A 25,748-nucleotide genomic window follows, 5' to 3' on the forward strand; every position below is an offset into this window, starting at 1 on the left:
TTCGACCCACATCTACCCAGCGGGGTGGTCTCGACAAGCTCGACCAGCGGTGGTCAGCTCGACCAGCGGCGGGCGCGCTCAACCAGCGGGTGGTCAGCCCGACCGACGGAGCGTGCGCTCGGCCAGCGGGGTGGTCTCGACAAGCTCGACCAGCGGAGCGGGCTCGACCAGCGGTGGTCAGCTCGACCAGCGGTGGTCAGCTCGACCGGCGGTGGGCAGCGGTGGTCAGTCCCGCGGGCCGCCGGCGACGTAGATGACCTGGCCGGAGACGAAGCCGGCGCCCTCGGAGGCGAAGAACGAGGCGGTGTGGGCGATGTCCTCGGGCTTGCCGGTGCGGGCGACGGGGATGGCGGAGGCGTTGAGCTTCTTGAACTCCTCGAAGTCCATGCCGACGCGGGCGGCGGTGGCGGCGGTCATGTCGGTCTCGATGAAGCCGGGGGCGATCGCGTTGGCGGTCACACCGAACTTGCCCAGCTCGATCGCCAGCGTCTTGGTGAAGCCCTGCATGCCCGCCTTGGCTGCGGAGTAGTTGGCCTGGCCGCGGTTGCCCAGTGCGGACGTCGACGACAGGTTCACGATGCGGCCCCAGCCGGCGTCGACCATGTACTTCTGGCATGCGCGGCTCATCAGGAAGGCGCCGCGCAGGTGCACGCCCATGACTGCGTCCCAGTCGTCGACGCTCATCTTGAACAGCAGGTTGTCGCGCAGGATGCCCGCGTTGTTCACCAGCACGGTCGGCGCGCCGAGTTCGGCGGCGACCTTCTCGACGGCCGCGTTGACCGATGCCTCGTCGGATACGTCTGCGCCGACGGCGATCGCCTTGCCACCGGCGTCGTTGATCGCCTTGGCGGTGTCGGCTGCGGCCTCTTCGGTGATGTCGAGAACGGCGACGGCCAGACCGTCGTCGGCGAGGCGCTTGGCCACCGCCGCGCCGATGCCCCGACCCGATCCGGTGACGATTGCTGTCTTCTGAGCGCTCATTGCGAACTCCTCCGTTGCGTGTACGTCTCCTGTGACGTGCGTCCCCTCGGTTCTATCAGTCGCCGTTCGGGCGGTCGTCACCACCTGCACCCCGGCCACTACCTGCACTGACGCTTCTGCGCCGTAGACGAGTCAGTAGTATCGGTCCGTCGCCACGCCCGACGCCGTCACTCGGTGCGCGCGGCGCGCAGTCGTCGAATCCCGGAGGTGGACATGACAGAGAAGTCAGCCGCGACAGCCGTGATCGTCCTCGCCGCGGGCGCGGGCACTCGGATGAAATCCAAGACGCCCAAGATCTTGCACACCATCGGCGGACGCTCGCTCGTCGGCCATGTGCTGCATGGCGCAGCAGCGGCATCCCCTGATCAACTCGTCGCCGTCGTCGGCCACGAGCGTGAACGCGTCACTTCGGCCGTCAACGAGATCGCCGCCGAGATCGGCACCAATATTGTTGTGGCCGTTCAGGATTCACCCGCCGGCACCGGCGACGCCGCCCGCGCGGGTCTCACCGCACTCCCCGACGACTTCACCGGAACGGTGATCATCACCGCCGCCGACATCCCACTCCTCGACGGCCAGACGATCGAGGCGCTCGTCGCCACGCACACCGCGGGAGCAGGCGCCGCCGTCACGCTCACCGGCTTCATCGCCGACGAGCCGACCGGATACGGCCGGATCATCCGTACCAACGACGGCTCGGTGCAGGCCATCGTCGAAGAAAAGGACGCGAGCGACGCTCAGCGCGCGATCACCGAGGTCAACGCGGGCATCTACGCTTTCGACGCGCAGGCACTGCGCTCAGCGCTGCAACAACTCTCCACCGACAACGCACAGGGCGAGTTCTATCTGACGGACGTCATCGAGATCGCGCGCACCGCGGGCAAGACCGTCCGCGCGCATGTCGTCGACGATCCGCTGGTCGTCGCGGGCTGCAACGACCGTGCACAACTCTCCGCGCTCGGTGCCGCGCTCAATGCCTCGACCATCCGTCGCCACCAGCTCGCGGGCGTCACCGTCGTCGATCCAGGCTCGACGTGGATCGACGTCGACGTACGCATCGAGCGCGACGTACGCATCGAGCCGGGCACCCAACTGCACGGTGCCACCCGTATCGCCGAGGATGCCGTCGTCGGTCCCGACACCACGCTCACCGACGTGACGATCGGCCGCGGGGCGTCGGTGATCCGCACGCACGGCTCCGACTCGGTGATCTCCGACGACGCTTCCGTAGGCCCGTTCGCCTTCCTGCGGCCGGGTACCGAATTGGGTGAGCGCGGCAAGATCGGCACCTTCGTCGAGACCAAAAAAGCCACCATCGGTGCAGGTAGCAAGGTTCCGCACCTCACCTACGTCGGCGACGCGACGATCGGCGAGGAGTCGAACATCGGGGCGTCGAGCGTCTTTGTCAACTACGACGGGGTGAACAAGCATCAAACGGTGATCGGGTCGCATTGCCGGACCGGATCGGACAACATGTTCGTCGCTCCGGTGCAGGTCGGTGACGGCGCGTATACCGGGGCAGGTACGGTCATTCGGGACGATGTCCCGCCCGGCGCCCTCGCGGTCTCGTCGGGTCCACAACGCAACATCGACGGTTGGGTACCCCGCAAACGCCCCGACACGGCTGCCGCACGCGCAGCGATCGAGGCAGGCGCGGCCGATACTCAGCCCGAACAGCCCGGCTCCTAGCCAACGTGACCCGCTGGCAGAGCCGCCCACCGGCCGACGATCGAGTAGAAGAGTTTTCATGACCTGGACCACCGACAACCAGAAGAACCTGATGCTGTTCTCGGGGCGTGCACACCCCGACCTGGCGCAGGCTGTCGCCGACGAACTCGGCATCAAGCTGACTCCGCAGACCGCGCGGAACTTCGCCAACGGCGAGATCTTCGTTCGCTACGAGGAGTCGGTGCGCGGTTCGGATGCGTTCGTGATCCAGAGCTGCCCCGCCCCGCTCAACGAGTGGGTGATGGAGGCGCTGATCATGATCGACGCGCTCAAGCGCGGCTCGGCCAAGCGCATCAGCGTGATCCTGCCCTTCTACCCTTACGCACGCCAGGACAAGAAGGCCCGCGGTCGTGAACCGATCTCGGCACGCCTCATCGCCGACCTGATGAAGACCGCAGGCGCCGACCGCATCATCTCGGTCGACCTGCACACCGATCAGATCCAGGGCTTCTTCGACGGCCCCGTCGACCACATGCACGCCCAGGGTCAGCTCTCCGACTACGTCCGCGGCAAGTACGGCATCGAAAACCTCGTCGTCGTCTCGCCGGATTCGGGTCGTGTGCGCGTCGCGGAGAAGTGGTCGGATGCGCTCGGTGGCGCTCCCGTCGCGTTCATCCACAAGACCCGCGACCCGTTGGTCGCCAACCAGATCGTCGCGCACCGCGTGGTCGGTGAGGTCGAAGGCCGCACCTGTGTGGTCATCGACGACATGATCGACACCGGCGGCACCATCGTCGGCGCGGTGTCGAAGCTCAAGGAAGCGGGCGCGGGCGACGTCATCATCGCCACGACGCACGCGGTCTTCTCCGATCCGGCCGCCGAGCGCCTCGCCAACTCCGAGGCCGACGAGGTCATCGTGACCGACACGCTCCCGATCCCGCAGGAGAAGCGCTTCGACAAGCTGACCGTGATCTCGATCGCCCCGCTGCTGGCACAGACCATCCGCGAGGTGTTCGAACACGGTTCGGTGACAAGCCTTTTCGACGGCAACGCCTGACACTTCGATGACGACCACCGCCGCCCGACGCGATTGGGCGGCGGTGGTCTCGCTTGGCCTCGGTGTGTTCACCATCACTACCACCGAGATCATGCCCATCGGATTACTCCGTCCGATGGCCACCGACCTCGACGTCTCCGAGGGCACCATCGGCCTCACTGTCACGTTCTTCGCGTTCGTGGCCGCGGTCAGTGCACCCACGCTCTCCACGGCGACTCGACGCCTCGACCGCCGTCCGATTCTGCTCTGCGTGATGGCCGCATTCGTCGTCGGCAACACGCTCACCGCGCTCGCCGTGAACTACGCGATGCTCCTGGCGGTGCGCATGGCGATCGGTGTCGCCCTCGGGTTGATGTGGGCGATCGTCGCGGCGACCGCCGTGCGCCTTGTCCCGCCGAATGCTGCCGTGCGCGCGACCACCATCGCGTTCTCGGGAGTGTCGCTGGCGTCGGTGCTCGGCATGCCCGTCGGCACCGTGATCGGGCAGGCGTTCGGCTGGCGGGCCGCCTACTGGACGCTCGCCGGGCTGAGCTTGGTCAGCCTCGTCGCGCTGGCCGTGCTGCTGCGCTCGGTCCCCGGCGACAGCGAGACCATCGGGCTGCGGGGCCTGCCGCGGTTGCTCCGCATGCGCAACCTCCGGACGACGCTGATCGTCACCGCGCTCGTCATCACCGGCGCGTACGCCGCCTACACCTACGTCACCCCGTTCATCGTCGAGATCCTCGGAATCGACGCCGACCTGGTCGGTGTCGTCCTGCTGGTGATGGGCGTGGCAGGGGTCGCGGGCAACTTCACGGCCGGGGCATTCCTGTCCCGCACCCAATCCGTGCGGTGGTCACTCGCGGCGATCATCGCGGTCCTCGCGGGTGCACTGATACTCACGCCCGTCGCGAGTCTGTGGCTTCCCGCGGCTCTCGTCGGACTCCTCGTGTGGGCCGCCGGATACGCCGCTGCCCCGATCGGCCTGCAGACGACGGTGTTCCGCGTGGCGCCCGCCTACCGCGAGTCGGCGACGACGCTCTACTCCACGACGTTCAACTTCTCGATCGGCGTCGGCGCACTGATCGGCGCATTGGCGATCGAGCACGGCGGCGCGCTGGCACCCGTCGTCGTCGGAGCCGTGTGCGCGGTCATTGCCCTCGCCGTGGCCCTCACGCTCCCCCGACGCGTCACACCCGACGACGCCGCCGCAGCGTCCGGGTAGCGCTAGGGGTCCGAGTGGTTGGGCGCTTGGGTAGTGTCACCCTCATGGCTGCTGCGACCGACAACGCGACGATCTATCACAACCCCAAATGCTCGACGTCGCGCAAAGCCCTGCAGCGCCTCCGCGACGAGGGCGTCGAGCCGACGATCGTGAAGTATCTCGACGAGCCGTACACCCGCGAACAACTCGAACAACTCTTCGCCGATGCCGGCATCACCGTTCGCCAGGCCGCGCGCAAGCGCGAAGCGCTCTACAAGGAACTCGACCTCGACGCCGCGTCGGACGAGAAACTGCTCGACGAGATGGTCGCGCACCCGATCCTCGTCGAACGTCCATTTGTGGTGACCGCCAAGGGAACTCGCCTCGCCCGCCCACTCGACAAGCTCGACGAGATCCTGTAGCCGCGCCACATCCGACAGGACACAGCCGCACTCAGAACAGCAGCGGCCCGACGGCGTTCGCGAGTCCGCGCGCCGCGTCGGTGAGTGAGCAGATCGCCTCGAGCCTGCTCGATACCCCGCCGATCATCACCGCCCCGCGCACAGCGCCGGTGACGTCGTAGATCGGCACGGCCAGGTGGGCGTGGGCCACCACGAGTTCGCCGTCGTCGCGCGCAACGTCGGTGCGTCGGATCTCGGCGATCTGTTCCTCGAGCCGCGCCAGGTCGATGATCGTGGCGGGCGTGACGGGTAGCAGCGGCATCTCCAGCGCGTCGCGCCACTGCGACAGCGACGCGAGCAGCAGTTTGCCCGCCGCAGACGCGTGCAGGTACCGCATGAGCTCACCCACCCCGTCGAGCGGATGGTCTGGGTCGGCGTCGAGAACGCGCACCGACGCGGGGCGGAAGTAGAGCAGATGCACGGCGAACCGCACCGAGCCGCGGAACTCGTCGATCAGCTCCGCGGCACGCGCCGGGACCGGAGGCGTGACCACGCCGTCGACGAACGACGCGAGGCGCGTGCCGATCGCGAAGCCACGCAGATCAGCCGTCCGCACCAGAAACTCGTCGGCGACGAGACTGTTGAGCAGCCGATAGGTGCTCGCGGAGGGGAGGTCGAGCCGATCGGCGATGTCGCGGGCCGTCGTACCGATTCCGAGGTCGGCGACGGTCTCGATGATCTGCAGGGCGCGCACCACCGAATCCGACCGCGGCGCACGGCCTATCGCCATGTCGCCCCCTCACCGTGACATGCGCACGCGGGTCGCCGAGTTGTCACCGCAGAGTCGCAGTCGTGAGGATGTCGGCGCTGGTCGTCGCATCAAAGACACCGACACCGCCGAGCAGATGAGGTCGGCATCGCGCCACAAACAGCACGAACACGGTCACTACCGCCATCGACGCGACGTAGACAACGCCCAGAATGCGGCCGTGTCCGACGCCGGTCCCGAAGGCGGTCAGCAACAGCACTCCGAGAATGGTCGCGGTGAAGACGCCGAGCACCAGGATGCGCCTGCTGCTCTCCCCGATCCGCGCCAGTAGCCGCGGCGATGCGAGACACGCGGTGAGGTAACTGCCCATGTAGCCGAGGGCGCTGAGCGTCAGGAAGTCGCGGATCCCGTTCTGCGGATCGCCGCCGCACCAGAGGAACACCAGCGGCCCGAGCGTCACGACCGCCATCGCGCAGATCGTGGCGAACGCGGGGGTGTGAAAGCGCGGGTGCGTGGTGCCGAATGCCCTCGGTGCCACCCGCTCGCGCCCCAGCGTGAACAGGACGCGCACCAGCGCGTTGACCGAGGCGAGCGCGCATGCGAAGAACGACGTCGCGATCCCGATGTCGAGGATGACCGCCGTGACGCGGGTGCCGTCGGAGAGGAACAGGGCGGCCAGTGGTGTGGAACTCTCCCGTACGCCCGCCGGGGCGTCGAACATCGCGAGCGACTGGGTGGTCACCGCGAGCAGATAGATGACGCCCGCGGCGATCGGTGTCCAGCGCAGGGTGCGCGGAACGCTGCGGAAGGGTCGACGCGCCTCGGCCGACAGCGTCGTCGCACTCTCGAATCCGACGAACGCGCTGACCGCGACCACGATCATCAGACCCATCGACCCGACGTCGACCTGCGGTGCGAACACCTTCGACCAGTCCGCCGAATGATGCGTGATCCCGAGCCACACCATGAGGCCGACCAGGATGACAACGGCGACGACCTCGATCGCGAGTGTCGCGGTCGCAGAGACCTTGATCCCGCGAACCATCAGCACGGTCATGACGAGGGCGGCCACGACGATGATCACACAGACAATCGGCAGCCACACCGACGTCGACACCCCGATGCTGACGGCAATGTGGTTGAGGTACAAGCCAACTGCGAGAAGTCCCGCCATACTCACCGAGCCATAACCGACGATCGCCGACCATGCCGTCGGAAGGGCCACCCGCGGGCCGAATCCCTGAGCGACGTACGAATAGAGACCGCCCACGACGGCGAGTCGCTGCGCCATCGGCCGCACGCACGCCGAGATCATCATGACGACGACCATCGCGACGGCGAACGAGATGACACCACCTGCTCCGCTCATCGCGGCGATCACGAACAACGGCGTCACCGCCGACGTCCCTGCCGGCGCGATGGCCGCGACGGACTGCGCGAAGACGGGTATGAAGGGAAGCTGACGACGAGTCAGGCCGCGCACCGGCGACTCGTCGGCGACCAACGGGTACGTCGCTGACGGCGATTCTGCGCTGGACGATGATTCGGCGGTGGAGGATGTCGGCATAGCGCCCTCTACCGTGACGGAGCGGTCGTTGCGACGCATCGTTTTCGTGTTTCCAGCGTGTTAACCCGCGTGAGAAATCCGGGGTTCTCATTTCTCAGCCGCTCTTACGTCGACGCCATTGTGATGTGACACACACTCCGTACCGTCTTGCCGGAATCAAGTAAGCAGCGAGACCGACGGTCATCTCGCCTCCGCACGAAAGGCGCGTTCATGAGCACAATCGAATCCGGAGGCGGCACGACGGCTGCCACGTCGTCGGCAGCGAGTTCGACCGACTACCTCGACAAACGTCGACTCAAGACCGGCACGGCCGGGTGGGTGCTGCTCGCGGGTCTCGGGGTCAGCTACGTCATCAGCGGCGACTACTCCGGGTGGAATTTCGGGCTCGAGCAGGGCGGCTTCGGCGGCCTGGCCATCGCGGCCGTCATCATCGCCGCGATGTACTTCGCGATGGTGCTCGGCATGGCCGAGATGAGTTCCGCACTGCCCGCGGCAGGAGGCGGATACACCTTCGCGCGCCGAGCCCTCGGCACCTGGGGCGGGATGGCGACCGGTACCGCGGTCCTGATCGAATACGCGATCGCGCCCGCAGCGATTGCGACCTTCATCGGCGCGTACGTCGAGTCGCTGCACCTGTTCGGCATCACCGACGGTTGGTGGGTGTACCTCGCGGTCTACGCATTGTTCATCGGCGTACATCTCGCCGGTGTCGGTGAGGCACTGAAGGTCATGTTCGTGATCACCGCGGTCGCACTCGCAGGCCTCATCGTGTTCGCGGTCGCGGCAATCGGCGACTTCTCGTGGTCGAACCTCACCGATATCGCCCCGACGGATGCCGCGGGCGCGAGTTCGTTCCTGCCCCACGGATACCTCGGCATCTGGGCGGCAATCCCGTTCGCCATCTGGTTCTTCCTCGCCGTCGAAGGCGTGCCCCTGGCCGCAGAGGAGGCCAAGGACCCTGCCCGCAACGTGCCGCGCGGGATCATCGCGGCGATGTGCGCGCTGATCTTCACGTGTGCGCTGGTGCTGTTCCTGGTGCCGGGCGCCGGTGGGGCATCGGCCATGCAGAGTTCGGGTAACCCGCTCGTCGAGGCGCTGGGAAGCGGAACCGCACACACGGTCGTCAACTACATCGGCTTGGCGGGGCTCGTGGCGAGCTTCTTCTCGATCATCTACGCCTACTCGCGGCAGTTGTTCGCACTCTCGCGCGCCGGATACCTGCCGAAGTCGTTGTCCGTCACCAACTCTCGCAAGTCTCCGACGCTGGCGCTGATCGTCCCCGGCATCGTCGGGTTCCTCCTGTCACTCAGCGGACAGGGCGCGACGCTGCTGAACATGGCCGTCTTCGGTGCCGCGCTGAGTTATGTGCTGATGATGGTGAGCCACATCGTGCTACGCATCCGGGAGCCGGAACTGGCGCGCCCCTACCGCGCACCCGGCGGCATGGTCACGACGGGCTTCGCCCTCGTGATCGCTGTGCTCGCATTGGTCGCGACGTTCCTCGTCGACATCAAGGCCGCGACCGGCTGTCTCATCGTGTTCGCGCTCTTCATGACGTATTTTGGCTTGTACAGCCGCAACCGGTTGGTCTTCGCCAGCGCCGACGAAGAGTTCGAGGCCATTGCCGACGCCGAAGAGGGACTCTCGTGATCTACCGCCACACGCTTCGTGGGCACACCTACCAGTTCGCCGACCTGATCGATGTGATGGCCAAGGCCACCCCGGCACGTTCGGGTGACGAATTGGCCGGGTGCGCAGCACAATCCGACGCCGAGCGGGCCGCAGCAGCTTGGGTTCTCGCCGACCTTCCGCTCACCGTCTTCCTCGAAGAGATGCTCGTCCCCTACGAATCAGACGAAGTCACACGGCTGATCATCGACACCCACGACCGAGAGGCATTCGCCCCCATCGCGCACCTGACGGTCGGCGGTCTACGCGACTGGCTGCTCGAGCAGGTCGTGGCGTCGGGTGGAACGCAGCGCCTGCAGGCCGTCTCCCCCGGGTTGACCCCGGAAATGGTTGCGGCGGTGAGCAAGTTGATGCGCAATCAGGATCTGATCTCCGTCGCCCGCCGCATGGAGGTAACCGCCGGATTCCGCACGACGATCGGACTGCCCGGCCGCCTCGCGACACGATTGCAGCCCAACCACCCCACCGACGATCCGCGCGGCATCGCGGCAGGACTGCTCGACGGCCTGCTCCTCGGTTGCGGCGACGCGGTCGTCGGAATCAACCCCGCAACCGACTCACCACAGGCGACGTCGACGCTGCTCGAACTCCTCGACGACGTGCGGCAGCGTTTCGATATTCCGATGCAGTCGTGCGTGCTCTCGCACGTCACCACGACGATCGGCTTGGTCGAGGCGGGCGCACCGGTCGACCTGGTCTTCCAGTCGATTGCGGGTACCGAGGGCGCCAACCGCGGATTCGGCGTCGACCTGGCAGTTCTCAACGAAGGCAATGAGGCCGGGAGGTCGTTGCACCGCGGGACCGTCGGCGACAACGTGATGTACCTCGAAACCGGGCAGGGCTCGGCACTGTCGGCGGGCGCACACCTCGGGACCGGCGGGCGGCCCGTCGACCAGCAGACCCTCGAAGCGCGCGCCTACGCGGTCGCCCGGTCGCTGGAACCGTTGCTGGTCAACACCGTCGTCGGATTCATCGGCCCCGAGTATCTCTTCGACGGCAAGCAGATCATCCGCGCGGGACTCGAAGATCACTTCTGCGGCAAACTCCTCGGGCTGCCTATGGGCGTCGACGTCTGCTACACCAACCATGCCGAGGCCGACCAGAACGACATGGACACGCTGTTGAGCCTGCTCGGGATGGCCGGAGTCGGATTCGTCATCACCGTTCCGGGCGCCGACGACATCATGCTCGGGTACCAGAGCCTGTCGTTCCACGACGTGCTCTACCTGCGCGACGTCCTGGGCCTGCGCGCCGCACCGGAATTCGAGGCGTGGATGCAGACCATCGGCATGGCCGACGAGGGCGGCCACGTCGTGCCACTCGACCCGCAGACGTCGGCGCTGCGCGGACTGGCGGCGTCGTGAACACGCCCGAGACGCAGTCAATCCCGTCGGTCGATCCGTGGAAATCGATGCGCGGACTCACCCAGGCCCGAATCGGGTTGCAGCGCAGCGGAAATGCGCTGTCGAGTGCTGATGTGCTGCAGTTTCAGGCCGATCACGCGGCAGCACGCGACGCCGTGCACACCCCCATGGACTCCGACGGCGTCGTCGACGGTCTGAAGGGGCTGGGGTTGGGCGAGCCGGCGGTCGTCACGAGTCAGGCGTCGTCGCGGGCGGAGTATCTGCGCCGACCCGACCTCGGCCGAATCCCGAATGACCTTTCCGCAGTGCAACATTCGGGCGCCGACATCGGTTTCGTGATCGCCGACGGCTTGTCGGCGACGGCGGTGGACACGCACGCGGTAGCGCTCATCGAGACGATCGCTGCCGAACTCTCGCCGCAATTCTCGATCGCTCCGCCGGTCGTGGCCACCCAGGCGCGTGTCGCGCTCGGCGATCACATCGGGGAGGCGCTCGGCGTCGAGATCCTTCTCGTGATCATCGGGGAGCGCCCGGGACTGTCGGTCGCCGACAGCCTCGGCATCTACCTGACGTATCGCCCGGAGCCGGGACGTCGTGACTCCGAACGCAATTGCATCTCCAACATCCATCCGCCGGACGGGCTCGGATACCGCGACGCCGCCCGGATCGTCGGAGCACTGGTGTCCGGGGCACGGCAACTCGGCGCGTCGGGCGTCGCACTCAAAGACACCTCGTCTGCCGACCCCGCCGTCGCCGCAGCCGCTGCGCAGGGCGAACTCGGCTAGGTCGCGGGACTAGGTGATCCCGGGGGCGTCGACCCTGCGCGCTGGTAGCGACTGCACCGCCGACGGAACGACGACACCCGCAAGTCCACGCACGAAGCCCTTGGTGATGTCCCAGAAGTCGAAGTAGTCGCGCCACACGGCGATCGCACCGTCGAGAATCTCGAAGCGCCCGCACACCCAGAACCGGATACGTACGGGACCGAGCCGGATCTCGTCGATCCGCTCGGTGAGCACCACGGTGTCGTCGGTGGCGATGTTGATGATCCCGTAGTCGAAGCCTGCGAACGACGACGCGTCCATGGCACCAAAGACCTTGGCGACGTTGCGTTTGCCACGGATCGTCGGCAGTCCGACATTGGTGTAGACGATGTTCTCGTCGAGATCTGCCATGGCTGCGGAACTGTCGTCGCGGGCGAGAGCATCGAGGAAGTCGGTAACGACGCGATCAGGGGTACGGGAGGTCATGGTGTCACCGTACGGTGCGCGATGTGACTTCACCGCTGGTCGTCGTCTATCCTTGACGGGTTGTCTCGGCGAGGGTGAGCAGTCACCGTAATCGGCGCGACCATCGCACATCTCCTTGCGGACTCGAGTTTCCGCAGGTGGTCGTGGATTGTCGGCCTGCGGAACCGCTACGGAACGCCGAGCACCGACCACCCGGCTGCACGCACCGACGCGGCCGAACCACCAAGGAGAGTCACATGGCAACCCAGGCAAACGCACTGGCAGTCACCACCCGCACCGAAAAGGGCAAGGGCGCCGCTCGACGCGCTCGTCGCGCAGGCAACGTGCCCGCCGTGCTGTACGGCCACGGCACCGACCCGCAGCACCTCAACCTCCCGGCTCGCGATTTCGCCACCATCCTGCGTAACAACGGCACCAACGCCGTCCTCGACCTCGACATCGAGGGAACCAGCCAGCTCGCGCTGACCAAGCAGATCGACATCCACCCGATCCGCAACTACATCGAGCACGTCGACCTGCTCGTCATCAAGCGCGGCGAGAAGGTCACCGTCGAGGTCACCATCGTCGTCGAGGGCGACGCCGCTCCCGGCACCCTGGTCACCCAGGACGCCAACACCGTCGAGATCGAGGCCGACGCACTGTCGATCCCCGAGCAGATCGTCGTCGACGTCGAGGGCAAGGAAGTCGGCACGTCGGTCCATGCGTCGGACCTGGTCCTCCCCGAGGGCGTCGAGCTCATCACCGACCCGGAGACCCTCATCGTCGCAGTCAACGAGGCGACCACCGCCGCAGAGCTCGAGGAAGAGACCGACGCGGAGCAGGCCGACGCCGACGCTGCCGCCGCTGAGGCCGAGGCCGAGTAATTCGGCGTCACCTCCTCCGACGCTCCGCACCTACTGATGACACAGGAATCATGAAACTTGTTGTCGGACTCGGTAATCCCGGTTCCAAGTATGAGCGGACGCGTCACAACATCGGCGCGATGGTCGCAGACCATCTCGTCACGACGGCCGGCGAGCGATGGAAGGTGCACAAGCGCTCCGGCGCAATGGTGGCACCCATCACGCTCGCCGGCCAGTCGGTGTTGGTGGCACGTGCACGCACGTACATGAACACCACCGGCCGCGAGATCGGCCCACTCGCGAAGTTCTACTCGATCGGCCCGTCGGATCTGATCGCACTGCACGACGAACTCGACATCGACTTCGGTGCCGTACGCCTGAAACTCGGCGGCGGCGAGGGCGGCCACAACGGGCTGCGCTCGATCAGCCAGGCACTCGGATCGCGTGACTACTACCGCGTCCGACTGGGCATCGGTCGTCCGCCCGGCCGCCAGGATCCCGCCGACTTCGTGCTCAAACCCTTTCCGTCGTCCGCACGCGACGACGTCGAACTACTCATCCAGCACGGCGCCGACGCCACCGAGGCGCTGATCTCCTCGGGTCTCGAGGCAGCGCAGAACGTCGTCCACACCTGGTGATACCGCGATTCGACGACGCCGCCACTGACTGAGAAGCGGCACGCACTGCCCGACACCGCAGCATGAGTGCACTCTCGGTGCAACGATGGTCAAATGTCGGACGCCGCCCTGAGCCTCATTGTCCTCGGCGTCACGGTCGTGTTGTTCATCATCAACAAGCTGCCGGTCGGACTCGTCGCCATCGGGTCGGCGCTGGCGCTCTACTTCCTCGGACTCGTGCAGTTCGACGAACTGACCTCGGGTCTCGGTCAGAGCGTCATCGCCTTCATCGCGGCCCTGTTCGTGGTCAGCGAGGGACTCGAGGCGTCGGGAATCACCGCATGGCTGGGCAGCGTGCTGGCGCGCGTCGCAGGTCGCACACGCACCAGGGTGGTTGCCGCCATCATGGTTCTCGCCGCGGCGTTGAGCCCACTCATCACGATCAACGGTGCGGCGGCGGCGTTGGTCCCGGTCAGTGTCGCCGTTGCGCGGCGGGCATCTGTCACCGTCGCGCGTACTGCTCCCTCTCGCGTTCGCCGCGAGCGCCGGTTCACTGCTCACGCTGAGCGGCAGTCCGGTCAACGTCATCATCGACGAAGCCGCCACCGAGCAAACCGGTTCCTCGATCGGCTACTTCGGCTTCTCCCTCATCGGTGTCCCCCTGGTCGTGGTGACACTGGTCGTCATCGCGCTTGTCGGCGACCGGCTGATCCCGCGTCGCGAATCACAGTCGCTGCCAGAGGATTTCAGCAGATATCAGCGCGACGTCGTCGAGCATTACGAATTGTCGGGATTGGCGACGACCGGCGTGCGCACCTTTCGCCTGCACGTCAAAGCGGCGTCGACGCTCGTCGGGAAGACCGTCCGCGCGGCCATCACAGACGACGCGATCGACACGGTCGCCGCACAGTCCGAACGTGGCCGCGTACTCAGTTCGACGCATAAGCTCGAACCGTCGGACATACTCGTCGTCTCCGGTGTGGGCACCGCCGTCGAGACGCTCGCACGGGACACCGACCTCACCGTCGAGGACACCATCGGCAGGCGCATGAGCGGCCAGCGCGACAGTCTCATCAACCGCGACAACGGAATCTGTGAGTTGGTGATCCCACCGCGCTCGTCGTGGATCGGGCGGCCGGCGTTCGGCGGGATGGTGCGCGCAGAAGACGGGCTGCTCGTGTTGTCGGTGCGCAGGCAGAACGACGACGTCTCGTCACGTGCGTCGACGCTGCAGGAAGGCGACGCACTACTGGTGTACGGCCCGTGGGGCGCGCTCGACGCTCTCGCCGACGACAAGGACGTTCTGGTGGTCGCATCGTCGGAAACCGTTCGGCGGCAGACGGTTCCGCTCGGGCGAAGCGCTCCACGTGCGGCAGTCATCCTGGTGGTGACGATCGCGCTGCTGGCCAGTGGGGCCGTGCCGCCGGTGGTCGCGGGTCTGCTCGGAGCGGGTGCGATGGTGCTGTTCCGCGTGCTGTCGAGCGAGCAGGCATACCGTGCCGTTCCCTGGGCGACGCTCGTCCTGATCGCCGCGCTGATCCCGATGTCGGCGGCGATCACGAGCAGTGGCGGTGCCGAATTGATCGCACGACCCATCGTCGACCTGGTGTCCGGACACAGTGCGTATCTGCTGCTGGCCATGCTGTTCGTGCTGACCGCCGTACTCGGGCAGTTCATCTCCAACGTCGCCACCGCGCTGATCGTCATACCGATCGCGCTCGTCGCCGCGGCCGACGTCGGTGTCGACGCCCGAACGGTGCTCATGGTGGTCTGCGTCGCTGCCGCCGCTTCCCTGCTGACGCCTATCGCCACTCCCGCCAACATGATCGTGATGAATCCGGGCGGATACCGCTTCGGCGACTATTGGCGGCTGGGGATCGTCCTGATGGTCTGCTGGTTGGTCGTCACCGTGACCCTGGTCCCGGTGTTCTGGCCGATCAACGGCTGACGAGCAGGCGCCGTGAGAAGCGGCCTTGTTCGTCACCGGATGTGGCGGGGCCTACACTCTTTTCGGGCGCAGGGCTATCCGCTGCGTGATCCGTTTGTCGAAGGGAAGTACGCGTGACCGTCATCGCCGCCAACACAGGCCATCAGAACGTAGCGATGTTGGGCATCGGCGCGTACCGACCAAAACGCCTGGTCAGCAACGATGAGGTGTGCGAGGTTCTCGACAGTTCGGATCAGTGGATCTTCGAACGCAGCGGCATCCGTAATCGCCGGTGGATCAGCGGCGACGAGTCGGCACGGTCGATGGCCGCCGCCGCAGCCGAGCGGGCCATCGAAAACTCCGGGATCGACAAGGACAAGATCGGTGCGCTGATCCTGGCCACCAACAGCTGGAAGACCAAGATTCCGCACGGCGGCCCGATCGTGGCATACGACATCGGCCTCAACGGGATTCCCGCCTACGACATCGCCGCGGGATGCGGCGGCTTCGGGTACGCCCTGGGCGTCGCGGCCGACACCGTGCGCGCGGGCTCGGCCGAGTACGTACTTGTCGTCGGCGTCGAGACGATGTCGGTCGTCATGGAGCCCACCGACCGCAACACCGCCTTCATCTTCGGCGACGGCGCCGGTGCGGTCGTCGTCGGACCGAGCGACGAGAACGGGATCTCCCCGACCGTCTGGGGTTCTGACGGCGAGAACGCCGAGGCGATCGGCCAGAACTACGACATCCCCGAGTACATGGATCGCGCTCAGGAATACCAGCACAAGGATCCGGAGACCGAGCCTGTCGGCCGCATGGTGGTCACCATGGAGGGTTCGCGCGTATTCCGCTGGGCGGCAATCACACTGCCCAAGGCGTTGTCGTCGGTGATCGAGAGGTCCGGCATCGGACTCGACGACATCGAGGTGTTCGTCCCCCACCAGGCGAACGCCCGGATCAACGACTTGATGAAGAAGAACCTGGGCTTCCCCGACGACCTACCGATGGCCAACGACATCGAGAACACCGGCAACACGTCGGCGGCGTCGATCCCGCTCGCGATGGAAGAGATGCTGGCCACCGGCAAGGCCAAGGGCGGACAGACCGCGCTGCTGCTCGGGTTCGGCGCTGGCCTCTCCTACGCCGGGGCCGTCGTGACGCTGCCCCCGGCGCCGAAGGTGAGCAGCTTCGACGACCTCGGGTAGCACCGTGACGCTTCCCCCGGCACCCAAGGTGAGCAGCTTCGACGACCTGGGTTAGAACCGCTACGCGTTTTCCTTGCGGAAGACCGCTGTGCCCCACCATGTTCCGAGAAACGCGAGCGCGATGGCGGTGAGCAGACCCCACGCGACCGTCGATGTCGCGACGCCTCCGACGAAGCTGCTGCGGACGGCGTCGACGATCCAGCGGAACGGCATGAAGTCGCTGGCCCGTTGCAGCCACATCGGTCCGAGCGTCATCGGCAGCAGGATTCCCGACAGCAACAGCACCGGCATCATCACCATGTTGATGACCGGCGCCATGACGTCTTCACTCTTGGCGGTCAGGGCAAGCGCATTCGACGCCGCGGCGCACGCTGCGCCGATCAGCAGCGTGATGGCGATGCCGACGATCGCGCCGCTGACGGATCCACGCATGCCCATGGCGTAGCCGAGGAACACCAGGATCAGCGCCTGGACGAACAACTGCAGCACGTCGCGCATGAGCCGACCGGTCAGCAGTGCGGAGCGGCTCGCGGGCGTCACGCGTTCGGCCTCGACGACGCCTTCGCGCCACTCGCCGATCAGACTGAACCCGGCGAACATCGCGCCGAAGAACCCGAGTTGCACGAGAAGTCCCGGCACCAGGAACGTGTAGGCGTTGTCGGCGCCGCCGGGAAATTGGTCGACGATCGGTTTGAGCAGCGGGCCGAAGAGCACCAGATAGAGCACGGGTTGCAGCACCCCGATCAGCACCCAGGCCGGGTTGCGCAGATTCATCCGGATCTGTCGACGGAACACGATGGTGGAGTCGCGGAGGAAGTTCATCGGATGGCTCCTTCGTTGTCGAGTTCTTCGAGTGCGGCGTTTTCGGTCCCGCTTTGCGCGTCGCGCAGCGAACGCCCGGTCATCGTGAGGAAGACGTCGTCGAGGGTGGGTCGCAGCACCTCGATGCTGTCGAGCGCGATGCCCGAGGCGTCGAGTTCGCGGAGCAGTCCCGGTATCTCGCGTCCCGCGTGCCGCACACGTCCGCGCACGTGGCGGCCATCGGTCTCGACGGAGTTGGCGATGCGTCGTAGACGATCCGCGGCGATGTCGACCTCGGCTGCCATGTGGACCTCGAGGTCGACGAGGTCGCCCGACACCTGATCTTTGAGGTTCTGCGCGGTGTCGGCCGCGACGATCTTGCCGTTGTCGATGATGAGGATGCGGTCGGAGAGTTCGTCGGCCTCGTCGAGGTAGTGCGTGGTGAGGAAGACCGTGGCGCCACGCTCGGAGCGCAGCCTGCTGATGTGGTCCCAGAGGTTCGCTCTCGCCTGCGGGTCGAGGCCGGTGGTCGGTTCGTCGAGGAAGACCAGCGAGGGATCGTGGATCAGGCCCATCGCGATGTCGAGGCGTCGTTTCTGACCGCCCGACATGTTCTTGGGCTGCCGTTCCCACAGTCCGTCGAGTTGCAGTCGGGAGAACAGTTCGTGCCCGCGTCGAGTGGCGTCGGCGTGTGAGAGTCCGTAGAGCATCCCGTGGTCGACCACCTCGTCGCCCGCTCTGGCCTGGCTGAACGTTCCACCCGCCTGTGACACGTAGCCGATGCTGCGACGGACCATCACCGACTCGCGCACGACGTCGTATCCGTTGACGGTCGCGGTTCCGGCGGTTGGCCGCAGCAACGTCGTCAACATGCGCAGCGTGGTCGTCTTCCCCGCTCCGTTGGGGCCGAGAAATCCGACCACCTCACCCTCGTGAATATCGAGGTCGACGCCGTCGACGGCCCGCACCTCGCGTTTGTTCTTGCCTCGCCCCGTCGTGAAGGTCTGCACCAGACCTCGCGCTTGGATCGTCGTCGGTGTCACAGCTCGTCCCCTCTCTGTGTGAACGTCGAGTGAGCCGCTCACGCATCGTGTTCAAATTTGAATATAAGCCATCTAGTCAAAGTTGACTAGATGCTCACTTCGTCGCAGAAGTAGTCGTCGAAAGGCCCCTGAAACCCGACGGCGTCGTCGTGACTGTCTGCGTGTACTGATCACCTACGCGTCGATGATTCATCGAAATGCGGACAACCCCTGCCCTCGATTCGAAATCTTTCTCGACGCATTACTGTCAGGTCATGGCTTCCACGCCACCCATCCCACCGACGACGCCGCTACTCCTGCTCGGCGTCGTCGGCATCTTGGGGCCGGTCAACGGCTATCAGATCCGCCGCGAACTGTTGTCGTGGCAGGTCGACAAGTGGGCCAACGTGAATCCGGGCTCGATCTACCACGCGCTCGGAAAGCTCAGCGACTCAGGCGATCTCACACGCCGCGAGGTCTCCGACGGCTCGCGCGAGGTCAGCGTCTACGAGATCACGGAGTCGGGTCGGGCCAGGCTGCACAGCATGATCGAGCGCGCGATGATCGGCGTCGACGTCTTCGACCGCAGCGCGTTCCAAGCGGCGTTCAATCTCCTGCCACTCCTCGGCGACGACCATGCGACGACGCTGCTGCAGCAGCGTTTGGTGACGCTGAGGGAGGTCATACGCGAATACAGCGCGGACACCGAACCCGGCGCCAACCCCTACGCTCCACCACATGCCATGGAGGGCGCTCGCCTGTGGTTGCGTCTCGCGCAGGCCGAGGCGGACTGGCTCACCGACGTCATCGCCGACGTGCACGAGGGGAAGCTGTCGTTCCTGGAGAACGCCGACTGGACGCCACCGCCCGACGATCCCGGGCACCAGATGACCGCAGACCGCACTGACTACAGGCGCATTCTCGAAGGTCAGCCCGGCCACGATGTCCCCTCCTCGCGCATCGGTACTTCCGAGTAGCTCCGCGATGTGAGACGGTCTATGTCGGGTCGCATAACGGAAGGAAGATCATGGCAGAGATCGCGGACACATCGGGCGTCAACAACATCGGCATGCTCGGCATCGGTGCGTACCGCCCCGAGCGCGTCGTCACCAACGACGAGATCTGCGAGCACATCGATTCCTCCGACGAGTGGATCTACACGCGGACCGGCATCAAAACCCGACGCTTCGCGCGCCGCGACGAGGACGTCGTGGAGATGGGCATCAAGGCCGGGCGCACGGCGATCGCCAATGCTCTGCTTTCCGGCTCCGACATCGACGCCGTCATCCTCGCGACCAACACCCATCTGCTCATGACGCCTGCAGGCGCGACGAAGGTTGCCACCGAACTCGGCGCGAACGGTGTTCCCGCGTTCGACGTCACCGTCGGCTGCGCCGGATTCGGTTACGGGATGGCACTCGCCGCCGACATGGTGCGCGGCGGAAGCGCGACGCATGTCCTCGTCATCGGCGCCGAGCAGTTGTCCGTGACCCTCGACATGACCGACCGCACCAACTGCTTCATCTTCGGCGACGGCGCCGGAGCCGTCGTCGTCGGACCCACCGAGGATCAGCAGCTCGGACCAGTGATCTGGGGTAGCGACGGCAGTCAGTACGACGCGATTCGTCAAGACATCGACTGGGTGACCTTCCTCGACGGCGACCGGGTGCAGCGGCCCTACGTGCGCCTGCAGGGCACCGCGGTATTCCGTTGGGCCGCTTTCGAAATGGGCAAGGTGGCACAGCGCGCGCTCGACGCCGCCAAGATCGGCGCCGAAGACCTCGACGTCTTCGTCCCCCATCAGGCCAACACCCGCATCAACGATCTGCTCGCGAAGACGCTGCATCTGCCCGAGGGCACCCCGGTGGCCAACGACATCGAATACACCGGCAACACGTCGGCGGCGTCGATCCCGCTGGCAATGGAGGATCTGCTCTCCACCGGCAAGGCCAAGCCGGGCGACACCGCCCTGCTGCTGGGCTACGGCGCGGGCCTCAGCTACGCCGCGCAGGTGGTCAAGATGCCGCCGGTCCCGTTCGAGTAGCGGCTGACCTGACCGTCGGGCAGCGTCGAGCGTTTTGCTCCGACGCTCGCCCGGCTAGTAGCCTCGTCTGGTGAGTTCTGACGCGCGTGAGCTGCGGCTCGAGGCCCAGCGTCGACGTACCTTCGCCATCATCTCCCACCCTGACGCGGGTAAGTCGACGATGACCGAGGCACTGGCGTTGCACGCGCACGTGATCAGCGAGGCGGGTGCCATCCACGGCAAGGCCGGCCGTAAATCGACGGTGTCGGACTGGATGGAGATGGAGAAGGCTCGCGGAATCTCCGTCAGTTCGACCGCTCTGCAGTTCAACTACGCCCTCGAGGGCACCGACGGCCCCGGCGCGGTCATCAACCTCGTCGACACCCCCGGCCACGCCGACTTCTCCGAGGACACCTACCGAGTGCTGACCGCGGTCGACGCCGCGGTCATGCTCATCGACGCCGCCAAGGGGCTCGAGCCCCAGACGCTCAAGCTGTTCCAGGTGTGTCGCCATCGAGGCATCCCGGTCATCACCGTCATCAACAAGTGGGACCGCCCCGGCCGCACCCCGTTGGAGCTCATCGACGAGATCAGCGAACGCATCGGCTTGATCCCCACCCCGCTGTTCCTGCCCGTCGGCATCGCGGGCGATTTCCGCGGACTCCTCGACCGCCGCACCGGCGAGTACATCCACTTCACCCGCACCGCCGGTGGAGCCAAGATCGCGCCGGAGGAACTGCTCGACCCCGACGCCGCTCTCGAGCGCGAGGGCGACGCCTGGATCGCGGCCGTGGAAGAGAGCGAACTGCTCTCCGAGATGGGCCAGGATCACGACGAGGAACTCTTCCTCGCAGGCCAGACGTCGCCGATGATCTTCGCCTCGGCGATGCTGAACTTCGGTGTCCGCCAATTGCTCGACGCGCTCGTCGAGCTCGCGCCCGCACCGTCGGGTCGCACCGGGATCGACGGGACCGAACGCGAGGTCACCGACCCGTTCAGCGCCGTCGTGTTCAAGGTCCAGGCAGGCATGGACTCCAGCCACCGCGACCGGTTGGCCTTCATGCGCATCGTGAGCGGCGAGTTCGAGCGCGGCATGGTCGTCACCCACGCGCAGACCGGAAAACCCTTCGCCACCAAGTACGCTCACACCGTCGTCGGCCGCGACCGCTCGACGGTCGACACCGCTTACCCCGGCGACGTCGTCGGCCTCGTCAACGCGACGGCACTCGCACCGGGCGACACGCTCTACGACGGCCCGCGCATCCAGTACCCGCCCATCCCTTCCTTTGCGCCAGAACACTTTTCGACGCTCCGCGTCACCACCGCGGACAAGTACAAGCAGTTCCGCAAGGCCATGGATCAGCTCGACAGCGAAGGCGTTGTGCAGGTGTTGCGCAACGAGACCCGCGGAGACGCGTCACCCGTACTGGCCGCCGTCGGACCGATGCAGTTCGAGGTGGTCACCGCACGGATGAAGACGGAGTTCAACGTCGACACCGTGATCGAGCCACTCGGGTACAGCCTCGCCCGACGTACCGACGCCGACAGCGCGTCGGAACTCAACCGCCAGCGCGGCGTCGAGGTGTTCACGCGGACCGACGGCGCGATACTCGCACTCTTCAGCGACAAATGGCGACTGCAGTACATCGAGAAGGAACACGGCGACCTGACGCTCGAACCGCTTGTCGCAACGGCTGATTGACCAGGGCGGGCTGACGTGATCGGACGATCGACCGCACGCCACTCGAGCACGCTGCGGATCTGCGCACTGCTCGCGGTCGCTGCCGCACTCACATCGATCACCTCGGCGTGCGCCGACTCGACATCGGTGACGCGTGCGGCGCAGTCGTCATCAGCAACGCCAACCGTCTCCGCGCAACAGGATCCGGCACGCTGCGCCGAGAAGCCCCCGTCGGGGCCCATCGACCGGCAGGGCTCCGACCTGAGATTCACCCGGGGACACGTCCTGATCTCGCCGCGACAACTCACGGCATCGACGGGCCAGCCCGGCGTTGGCGGGCAGGTGGGCGTGGATGGACAGGTAGGGGCGGACGGGCAGGTAGTTGCACCCGTCAGCCCGACTGCGCAGCAAATGTCGCCTGCCCCAACATGTTACGAGTTCGGCCGCTGGGGCGAGCCGACGCCCGATGTCCCGCCCGACTCTCTGCTGTTCGTGTTCAAGGGCGACGGCACCGAGGGCGCACAGATCGAATTCCCGGTGGGCGCGCTGACCGGCGAACACCTACCGCCAACCGATGGTCCACGCCCGCCGGTTGGCCCCCTGACCACATCGATTACCGCCACCATCGGACTGTCGGAGAAGGGGACCTACAGGTCGTCGACGGCGTGCAGGCTGACGCTGACCGCGATGTCGTCGAAGCGGGCCGCAGGATCATTCGACTGCCCCGAAACGATTGTGTCCGAACAGAATCCGCTCGATCCGAACGACGATGTGCCCGTCGACGACGACAGCGCGGCGCCTGCTGCCGCACCGACACCGGGCGCTCAGCCCGAGCGCCCGACAAGCCTCACCGGATGGTTCGACCTGCAGCCGTGATCGGCTCAGTCCTCAACGATCGAGGCGACCACAGACTGATCGACGGCGTCGACGGTCGACGGCTCGAATGACGGGCTGCGATCCTTGTCGACGAGCATCGCCCGCACGCCCTCGGAGAAGTCATTGGTCTTCGTTATCGTTGTCGCCGCGTGCAATTCGCGGTCGAAGCACTCGTCGAGCGTCGAATCCCGGCCGGCGTCGAGGAGTGCTGCGGTCACCCACAGACTCGTCGGCGACGCACCTTCGAGGAGTTCGACCATCTCCGCGGCCCAGTCGTCACCTGCCGCGCCGCGCAACCCGCCGAGGATCGCGGCGACATTGTCGTCGCCGAAGTACTCGCCGATCTTGGCGATCGGGATATCGGAGACGGGCAATTCGCTTCTGCCACCGAGGATGTCGACGAGCGACTCGCCGGCGCGCAGCGCGTCTGCGACGGCTTCCAGCTCGGCCGCTGGCACGAAGTGAGTGGCAAGCCCCAGGTGTACGGCCTCGGCACCACGCACGCGCGAACCGGTGAGCCCCAACCACATTCCGACACCACGCGGCAGGCGAGGCAGAAAGTAGGTTGCGCCGATGTCGGGAAAGAATCCGATCGCGGTCTCGGGCATGGCCATCAGCGAGTTCTCGGTGACGACGCGAACCTCGCCGTGCACGCTGATCCCGAGTCCGCCACCCATCGCCACTCCGTCGATCAGCGCGACGTACGCTTTGGGATAGTGCGCGATCATCTGATCGAGTCGATACTCTGCGGCGAAGTAGTTTCGGATCTCGTCGTACTCACCAGCGACGGCATGCTCGCGGATCGCCCGGATGTCGCCGCCCGCGCAGAAAGCGCGATCGCTCGCGGAGGTCACCAACACCGTCTCGATCGAATCGTCGTCGCCCCAACGCCCGAGGACGTCGTGCATGTCGTCGATCATCGTCTGATCGAGCGCATTGAGTGCCTTGGGACGGTCGAGGATGATCTCACCGACGCCGTTGCCGACCTGAGTTCGGATGAAGGACATGCGTTTCACGGTAGCGCGTCGTCGAACACCGACTCCATCGGCTGGCGAACACAACTCTGTTGACAGGGGGTCGGTCGTCGGAGTTATGGTTGATTGGGTTCGCACGATGTGCGGCACCATTCTTCGATGAGCACAGGGGTGATCTGACAGACATGAACATCTGAGATTGGCATTCAGCGCGACCGCGTCGATCCGACGCCGTACGCACCCACCAATCTCTCGGAGTTGTTCATGTCCACACCGTCATCCGTCGATCTCGCACCGTCGATCACGCTCTCGGACGTCTCGTATAGCTGGCCGGACGGGACACCGGTATTCGACGAGCTCTCGTTCTCGGTTCCACGCGCTGTGTATTCGCTGGTCGGCGCCAACGGCGCAGGAAAGACGACGCTACTGCGGCTGATCGCGGGCCAGCTCGTACCGACATCGGGAAGTATCGCCACCACCGGCGAGGTCTCGCTCGTTCCCCAACACGCCTTCTCCGACACCTCGCTGACCATCGCGTCGGCGTTGGGGATCGAGCCGATCAGGGCCGCGATCAGCGCAATCGAAGCAGGCTCTGTCGACGGCGCACACTTCGATGCCGTCGGTGACGACTGGGACATCGAGGCGCGCGCGACCTCCGAACTGGCGGCGCTGGGGCTGCCCACCGACCTCGACAGGTCGGTCGGAACACTGTCCGGTGGCGAGGCGACGCTGCTCGCGATCGTGTCGCGGATCGTGCACTCGCCGGCGGTACTGCTGCTCGACGAGCCCACCAACAATCTCGACACCGATTCCCGGGCCAGGGTTTTCGAGCTGATCGACAGATTCGCGGGAACCGTACTCGTCGTCTCCCACGATCTCGAGCTCCTCGAACGCGTCGACGCCACACTCGAGCTGTATCACGGCGACGTGCGCGTGTTCGGTGGCCCCTATTCGTTCTATCGCGAGGTGGTCGAGTCTGAACAGGCGACGGCGCAGGCCGCAGTTGCCAACGCCGCCAACGATCTTCGCAAGCAGCGTCGGGAGATGGTGAACGCGCAGATCGCCCTCGACCGACGAGCACGGACCGCGGCCAAGGCCGAACGGGAGAAGCGTGTCCCCAAGATCATCGCGCATCTCCGACGCGACGCCGCCGAGAAGTCGGCCGGACGCTTCCGCAACGAGCACCGCGACGACGTGACCGCCGCCGCCGGACGGCTCGAGTCCGTCCGCGACGACGTGCGCTCCGATCGGGGCGCGCGGATCACCATGCCGGATGTGGCACTTGGCAGTTCGGCTCAGGTGATCGTCGACGATCGGCTACGAATGGACGGCCCAGAACGCGTTGCACTCACCGGACGCAACGGCTCCGGCAAGACCACCCTGATCGCCGACCTCATCGACAACGAGCGCATCGTCGTTCCTTACGCATATGTGCCGCAACAGATCTCGTTCGACGATCCGGCGCAGACCGTCGTCGAATTCGTCGGCAAGCGGCACCCAGAAGTCGACGGTCAGGATGTGCGAGCTCATCTCGCGCGATTCCTGTTCCGCGGCTCACGTGGCGATCGGCGCCTCGACGAACTCTCCGGCGGCGAACGGCTTCGCGTCGCGTTGGCGGATGCGCTACTCGTCGACCCCGATCCCAAGCTCCTCATCATGGACGAGCCGACCAACAACCTGGACATCGACACCGTCGAGGAGTTGGTCACGGCGCTACGGGACTGGTCGGGCGCGCTGCTGCTCGTCTCGCATGACGCGGGTTTCCGCGACGAGGTCGGAATCGACCGCGAGGTCACGCTCGGGTGAAAGTTGCGTGGGATCCACGGGGGCATTTTTGTACCTGTGGATCCC

Annotated in this window: 23 protein-coding genes and 1 pseudogene; 17 read left to right on the forward strand and 7 right to left on the reverse strand. The window is 66.1% G+C overall.

Annotation, left to right across the window (positions count from 1 at the left end):
* Positions 1–225: 225 nt before the first annotated feature.
* Entirely contained in the window at positions 226–981 is a 756-nt protein-coding gene (locus A5785_RS21855; protein ID WP_049698121.1) for an SDR family oxidoreductase, read from the reverse strand.
* A 213-nt stretch (positions 982–1,194) separates the two neighbouring features.
* Between A5785_RS21855 and glmU the strand changes: the two genes are divergently transcribed.
* From glmU to arsC, 4 genes are read left to right on the forward strand one after another with little or no spacing between them, the layout of a single operon-like run.
* Entirely contained in the window at positions 1,195–2,670 is a 1,476-nt protein-coding gene (glmU, locus tag A5785_RS21860) for a bifunctional UDP-N-acetylglucosamine diphosphorylase/glucosamine-1-phosphate N-acetyltransferase GlmU (RefSeq protein WP_049698120.1), read from the forward strand.
* 58 nt (positions 2,671–2,728) lie between these two features.
* The gene (locus A5785_RS21865) at positions 2,729–3,706 is read left to right on the forward strand and encodes a ribose-phosphate diphosphokinase (protein ID WP_049697995.1); all 978 of its coding nucleotides are present in this window, start codon (positions 2,729–2,731) and stop codon (positions 3,704–3,706) included.
* A gap of 7 nt (positions 3,707–3,713) precedes the next feature.
* Complete coding sequence (locus A5785_RS21870; RefSeq protein ID WP_049697994.1) at positions 3,714–4,910, forward strand: MFS transporter; 1,197 nt, start codon at positions 3,714–3,716, stop codon at positions 4,908–4,910.
* Positions 4,911–4,954: 44 nt separating this feature from the next.
* A complete protein-coding gene (arsC, locus tag A5785_RS21875; protein WP_049697993.1) occupies positions 4,955–5,311 on the forward strand; it encodes an arsenate reductase (glutaredoxin) in 357 nt (118 codons plus the stop codon).
* Between the two features lie 31 nt (positions 5,312–5,342).
* On the opposite strand, the gene A5785_RS21880 is transcribed toward arsC, so the two are convergent.
* Together A5785_RS21880 and A5785_RS21885 are read right to left on the reverse strand one after the other, a co-directional pair.
* Positions 5,343–6,080 (reverse strand): IclR family transcriptional regulator, encoded by a 738-nt coding sequence (locus tag A5785_RS21880; RefSeq protein ID WP_049697992.1) that lies wholly within the window; start codon positions 6,078–6,080, stop codon positions 5,343–5,345.
* Between the two features lie 43 nt (positions 6,081–6,123).
* The gene (locus A5785_RS21885; protein WP_049697991.1) at positions 6,124–7,626 is read right to left on the reverse strand and encodes an APC family permease; all 1,503 of its coding nucleotides are present in this window, start codon (positions 7,624–7,626) and stop codon (positions 6,124–6,126) included.
* Between the two features lie 210 nt (positions 7,627–7,836).
* Between A5785_RS21885 and eat the strand changes: the two genes are divergently transcribed.
* The 3 genes from eat to eutC are packed head-to-tail and all read left to right on the forward strand — an operon-like array spanning position 7,837 to position 11,464.
* Positions 7,837–9,276, forward strand: a complete 1,440-nt coding sequence (gene eat / locus A5785_RS21890) for an ethanolamine permease (protein WP_049697990.1) — start codon at positions 7,837–7,839, stop codon at positions 9,274–9,276.
* Positions 9,273–10,679: an ethanolamine ammonia-lyase subunit EutB gene (locus tag A5785_RS21895; RefSeq protein ID WP_049697989.1), complete on the forward strand. Its 1,407-nt coding sequence runs from the start codon at positions 9,273–9,275 to the stop codon at positions 10,677–10,679. The genes eat and A5785_RS21895 overlap by 4 nt, the downstream gene beginning before the upstream one ends.
* Positions 10,676–11,464, forward strand: coding sequence for an ethanolamine ammonia-lyase subunit EutC (eutC, locus tag A5785_RS21900; RefSeq protein ID WP_082946629.1), 789 nt, complete (start codon positions 10,676–10,678; stop codon positions 11,462–11,464). Before A5785_RS21895 ends, eutC begins: the two co-directional genes overlap by 4 nt.
* 9 nt (positions 11,465–11,473) lie before the next feature.
* On the opposite strand, the gene A5785_RS21905 is transcribed toward eutC, so the two are convergent.
* Complete coding sequence (locus A5785_RS21905; RefSeq protein ID WP_049698118.1) at positions 11,474–11,929, reverse strand: limonene-1,2-epoxide hydrolase family protein; 456 nt, start codon at positions 11,927–11,929, stop codon at positions 11,474–11,476.
* A 236-nt stretch (positions 11,930–12,165) separates the two neighbouring features.
* On the opposite strand from A5785_RS21905, the gene A5785_RS21910 reads away from it, so the two are divergent.
* The 5 genes and pseudogenes from A5785_RS21910 to A5785_RS21925 all read left to right on the forward strand — a co-directional run bounded on the left by A5785_RS21910 (position 12,166) and on the right by A5785_RS21925 (position 16,520).
* A complete protein-coding gene (locus A5785_RS21910) occupies positions 12,166–12,792 on the forward strand; it encodes a 50S ribosomal protein L25/general stress protein Ctc (RefSeq protein WP_049697988.1) in 627 nt (208 codons plus the stop codon).
* 50 nt (positions 12,793–12,842) lie between these two features.
* Positions 12,843–13,409: an aminoacyl-tRNA hydrolase gene (gene pth / locus A5785_RS21915; RefSeq protein WP_049697987.1), complete on the forward strand. Its 567-nt coding sequence runs from the start codon at positions 12,843–12,845 to the stop codon at positions 13,407–13,409.
* 93 nt (positions 13,410–13,502) lie between these two features.
* Positions 13,503–14,133, forward strand: a pseudogene (locus A5785_RS23985) (SLC13 family permease); the annotation flags it as partial.
* Between the two features lie 711 nt (positions 14,134–14,844).
* Complete coding sequence (locus A5785_RS23990; protein ID WP_331710871.1) at positions 14,845–15,336, forward strand: SLC13 family permease; 492 nt, start codon at positions 14,845–14,847, stop codon at positions 15,334–15,336.
* Positions 15,337–15,449: 113 nt separating this feature from the next.
* On the forward strand, positions 15,450–16,520 hold the full coding sequence (locus tag A5785_RS21925) for a beta-ketoacyl-ACP synthase 3 (RefSeq protein ID WP_152930013.1): 1,071 nt from the start codon (positions 15,450–15,452) through the stop codon (positions 16,518–16,520).
* Positions 16,521–16,580: 60 nt separating this feature from the next.
* Here the strand turns inward: A5785_RS21925 and A5785_RS21930 are convergent, their stop codons facing one another.
* On the reverse strand, positions 16,581–17,342 hold the full coding sequence (locus tag A5785_RS21930) for an ABC transporter permease (RefSeq protein WP_049697986.1): 762 nt from the start codon (positions 17,340–17,342) through the stop codon (positions 16,581–16,583).
* Positions 17,339–18,364: an ATP-binding cassette domain-containing protein gene (locus A5785_RS21935; RefSeq protein ID WP_231895502.1), complete on the reverse strand. Its 1,026-nt coding sequence runs from the start codon at positions 18,362–18,364 to the stop codon at positions 17,339–17,341. The genes A5785_RS21930 and A5785_RS21935 overlap by 4 nt, the downstream gene beginning before the upstream one ends.
* Before the next feature lie 254 nt (positions 18,365–18,618).
* Between A5785_RS21935 and A5785_RS21940 the strand changes: the two genes are divergently transcribed.
* The 4 genes from A5785_RS21940 to A5785_RS21955 all read left to right on the forward strand — a co-directional run bounded on the left by A5785_RS21940 (position 18,619) and on the right by A5785_RS21955 (position 22,923).
* Complete coding sequence (locus A5785_RS21940) at positions 18,619–19,320, forward strand: PadR family transcriptional regulator (RefSeq protein WP_049697985.1); 702 nt, start codon at positions 18,619–18,621, stop codon at positions 19,318–19,320.
* A gap of 50 nt (positions 19,321–19,370) precedes the next feature.
* Entirely contained in the window at positions 19,371–20,387 is a 1,017-nt protein-coding gene (locus A5785_RS21945; protein WP_049697984.1) for a beta-ketoacyl-ACP synthase III, read from the forward strand.
* Between the two features lie 70 nt (positions 20,388–20,457).
* Complete coding sequence (locus A5785_RS21950) at positions 20,458–22,068, forward strand: peptide chain release factor 3 (RefSeq protein WP_049697983.1); 1,611 nt, start codon at positions 20,458–20,460, stop codon at positions 22,066–22,068.
* 15 nt (positions 22,069–22,083) lie between these two features.
* Positions 22,084–22,923, forward strand: a complete 840-nt coding sequence (locus A5785_RS21955) for a hypothetical protein (RefSeq protein ID WP_231894159.1) — start codon at positions 22,084–22,086, stop codon at positions 22,921–22,923.
* A 5-nt stretch (positions 22,924–22,928) separates the two neighbouring features.
* Here the strand turns inward: A5785_RS21955 and A5785_RS21960 are convergent, their stop codons facing one another.
* The gene (locus A5785_RS21960; protein WP_064869465.1) at positions 22,929–23,930 is read right to left on the reverse strand and encodes an enoyl-CoA hydratase/isomerase family protein; all 1,002 of its coding nucleotides are present in this window, start codon (positions 23,928–23,930) and stop codon (positions 22,929–22,931) included.
* Between the two features lie 231 nt (positions 23,931–24,161).
* Here A5785_RS21960 and A5785_RS21965 point away from each other — a divergent pair, with 231 nt between their 5' ends.
* Positions 24,162–25,703: an ABC-F family ATP-binding cassette domain-containing protein gene (locus A5785_RS21965; RefSeq protein ID WP_064869467.1), complete on the forward strand. Its 1,542-nt coding sequence runs from the start codon at positions 24,162–24,164 to the stop codon at positions 25,701–25,703.
* Positions 25,704–25,748: the final 45 nt, after the last annotated feature.

It is taken from the genome of Gordonia sp. 852002-50395_SCH5434458, assembly GCF_001665905.1.
Lineage (GTDB): Bacteria > Actinomycetota > Actinomycetes > Mycobacteriales > Mycobacteriaceae > Gordonia > Gordonia jacobaea.

Coding starts and splice junctions, on each gene's coding strand:
- A5785_RS21855 (WP_049698121.1), bottom strand. CDS start 981: ATGAGCGCTCAGAAGACAGCAATCGTCACCGGATCGGGTCGGGGCATC.
- glmU (WP_049698120.1), top strand. CDS start 1,195: ATGACAGAGAAGTCAGCCGCGACAGCCGTGATCGTCCTCGCCGCGGGC.
- A5785_RS21865 (WP_049697995.1), top strand. CDS start 2,729: ATGACCTGGACCACCGACAACCAGAAGAACCTGATGCTGTTCTCGGGG.
- A5785_RS21870 (WP_049697994.1), top strand. CDS start 3,714: ATGACGACCACCGCCGCCCGACGCGATTGGGCGGCGGTGGTCTCGCTT.
- arsC (WP_049697993.1), top strand. CDS start 4,955: ATGGCTGCTGCGACCGACAACGCGACGATCTATCACAACCCCAAATGC.
- A5785_RS21880 (WP_049697992.1), bottom strand. CDS start 6,080: ATGGCGATAGGCCGTGCGCCGCGGTCGGATTCGGTGGTGCGCGCCCTG.
- A5785_RS21885 (WP_049697991.1), bottom strand. CDS start 7,626: ATGCCGACATCCTCCACCGCCGAATCATCGTCCAGCGCAGAATCGCCG.
- eat (WP_049697990.1), top strand. CDS start 7,837: ATGAGCACAATCGAATCCGGAGGCGGCACGACGGCTGCCACGTCGTCG.
- A5785_RS21905 (WP_049698118.1), bottom strand. CDS start 11,929: ATGACCTCCCGTACCCCTGATCGCGTCGTTACCGACTTCCTCGATGCT.
- A5785_RS21910 (WP_049697988.1), top strand. CDS start 12,166: ATGGCAACCCAGGCAAACGCACTGGCAGTCACCACCCGCACCGAAAAG.
- pth (WP_049697987.1), top strand. CDS start 12,843: ATGAAACTTGTTGTCGGACTCGGTAATCCCGGTTCCAAGTATGAGCGG.
- A5785_RS23990 (WP_331710871.1), top strand. CDS start 14,845: ATGGTGCTGTTCCGCGTGCTGTCGAGCGAGCAGGCATACCGTGCCGTT.
- A5785_RS21930 (WP_049697986.1), bottom strand. CDS start 17,342: ATGAACTTCCTCCGCGACTCCACCATCGTGTTCCGTCGACAGATCCGG.
- A5785_RS21940 (WP_049697985.1), top strand. CDS start 18,619: ATGGCTTCCACGCCACCCATCCCACCGACGACGCCGCTACTCCTGCTC.
- A5785_RS21945 (WP_049697984.1), top strand. CDS start 19,371: ATGGCAGAGATCGCGGACACATCGGGCGTCAACAACATCGGCATGCTC.
- A5785_RS21960 (WP_064869465.1), bottom strand. CDS start 23,930: ATGTCCTTCATCCGAACTCAGGTCGGCAACGGCGTCGGTGAGATCATC.
- A5785_RS21965 (WP_064869467.1), top strand. CDS start 24,162: ATGTCCACACCGTCATCCGTCGATCTCGCACCGTCGATCACGCTCTCG.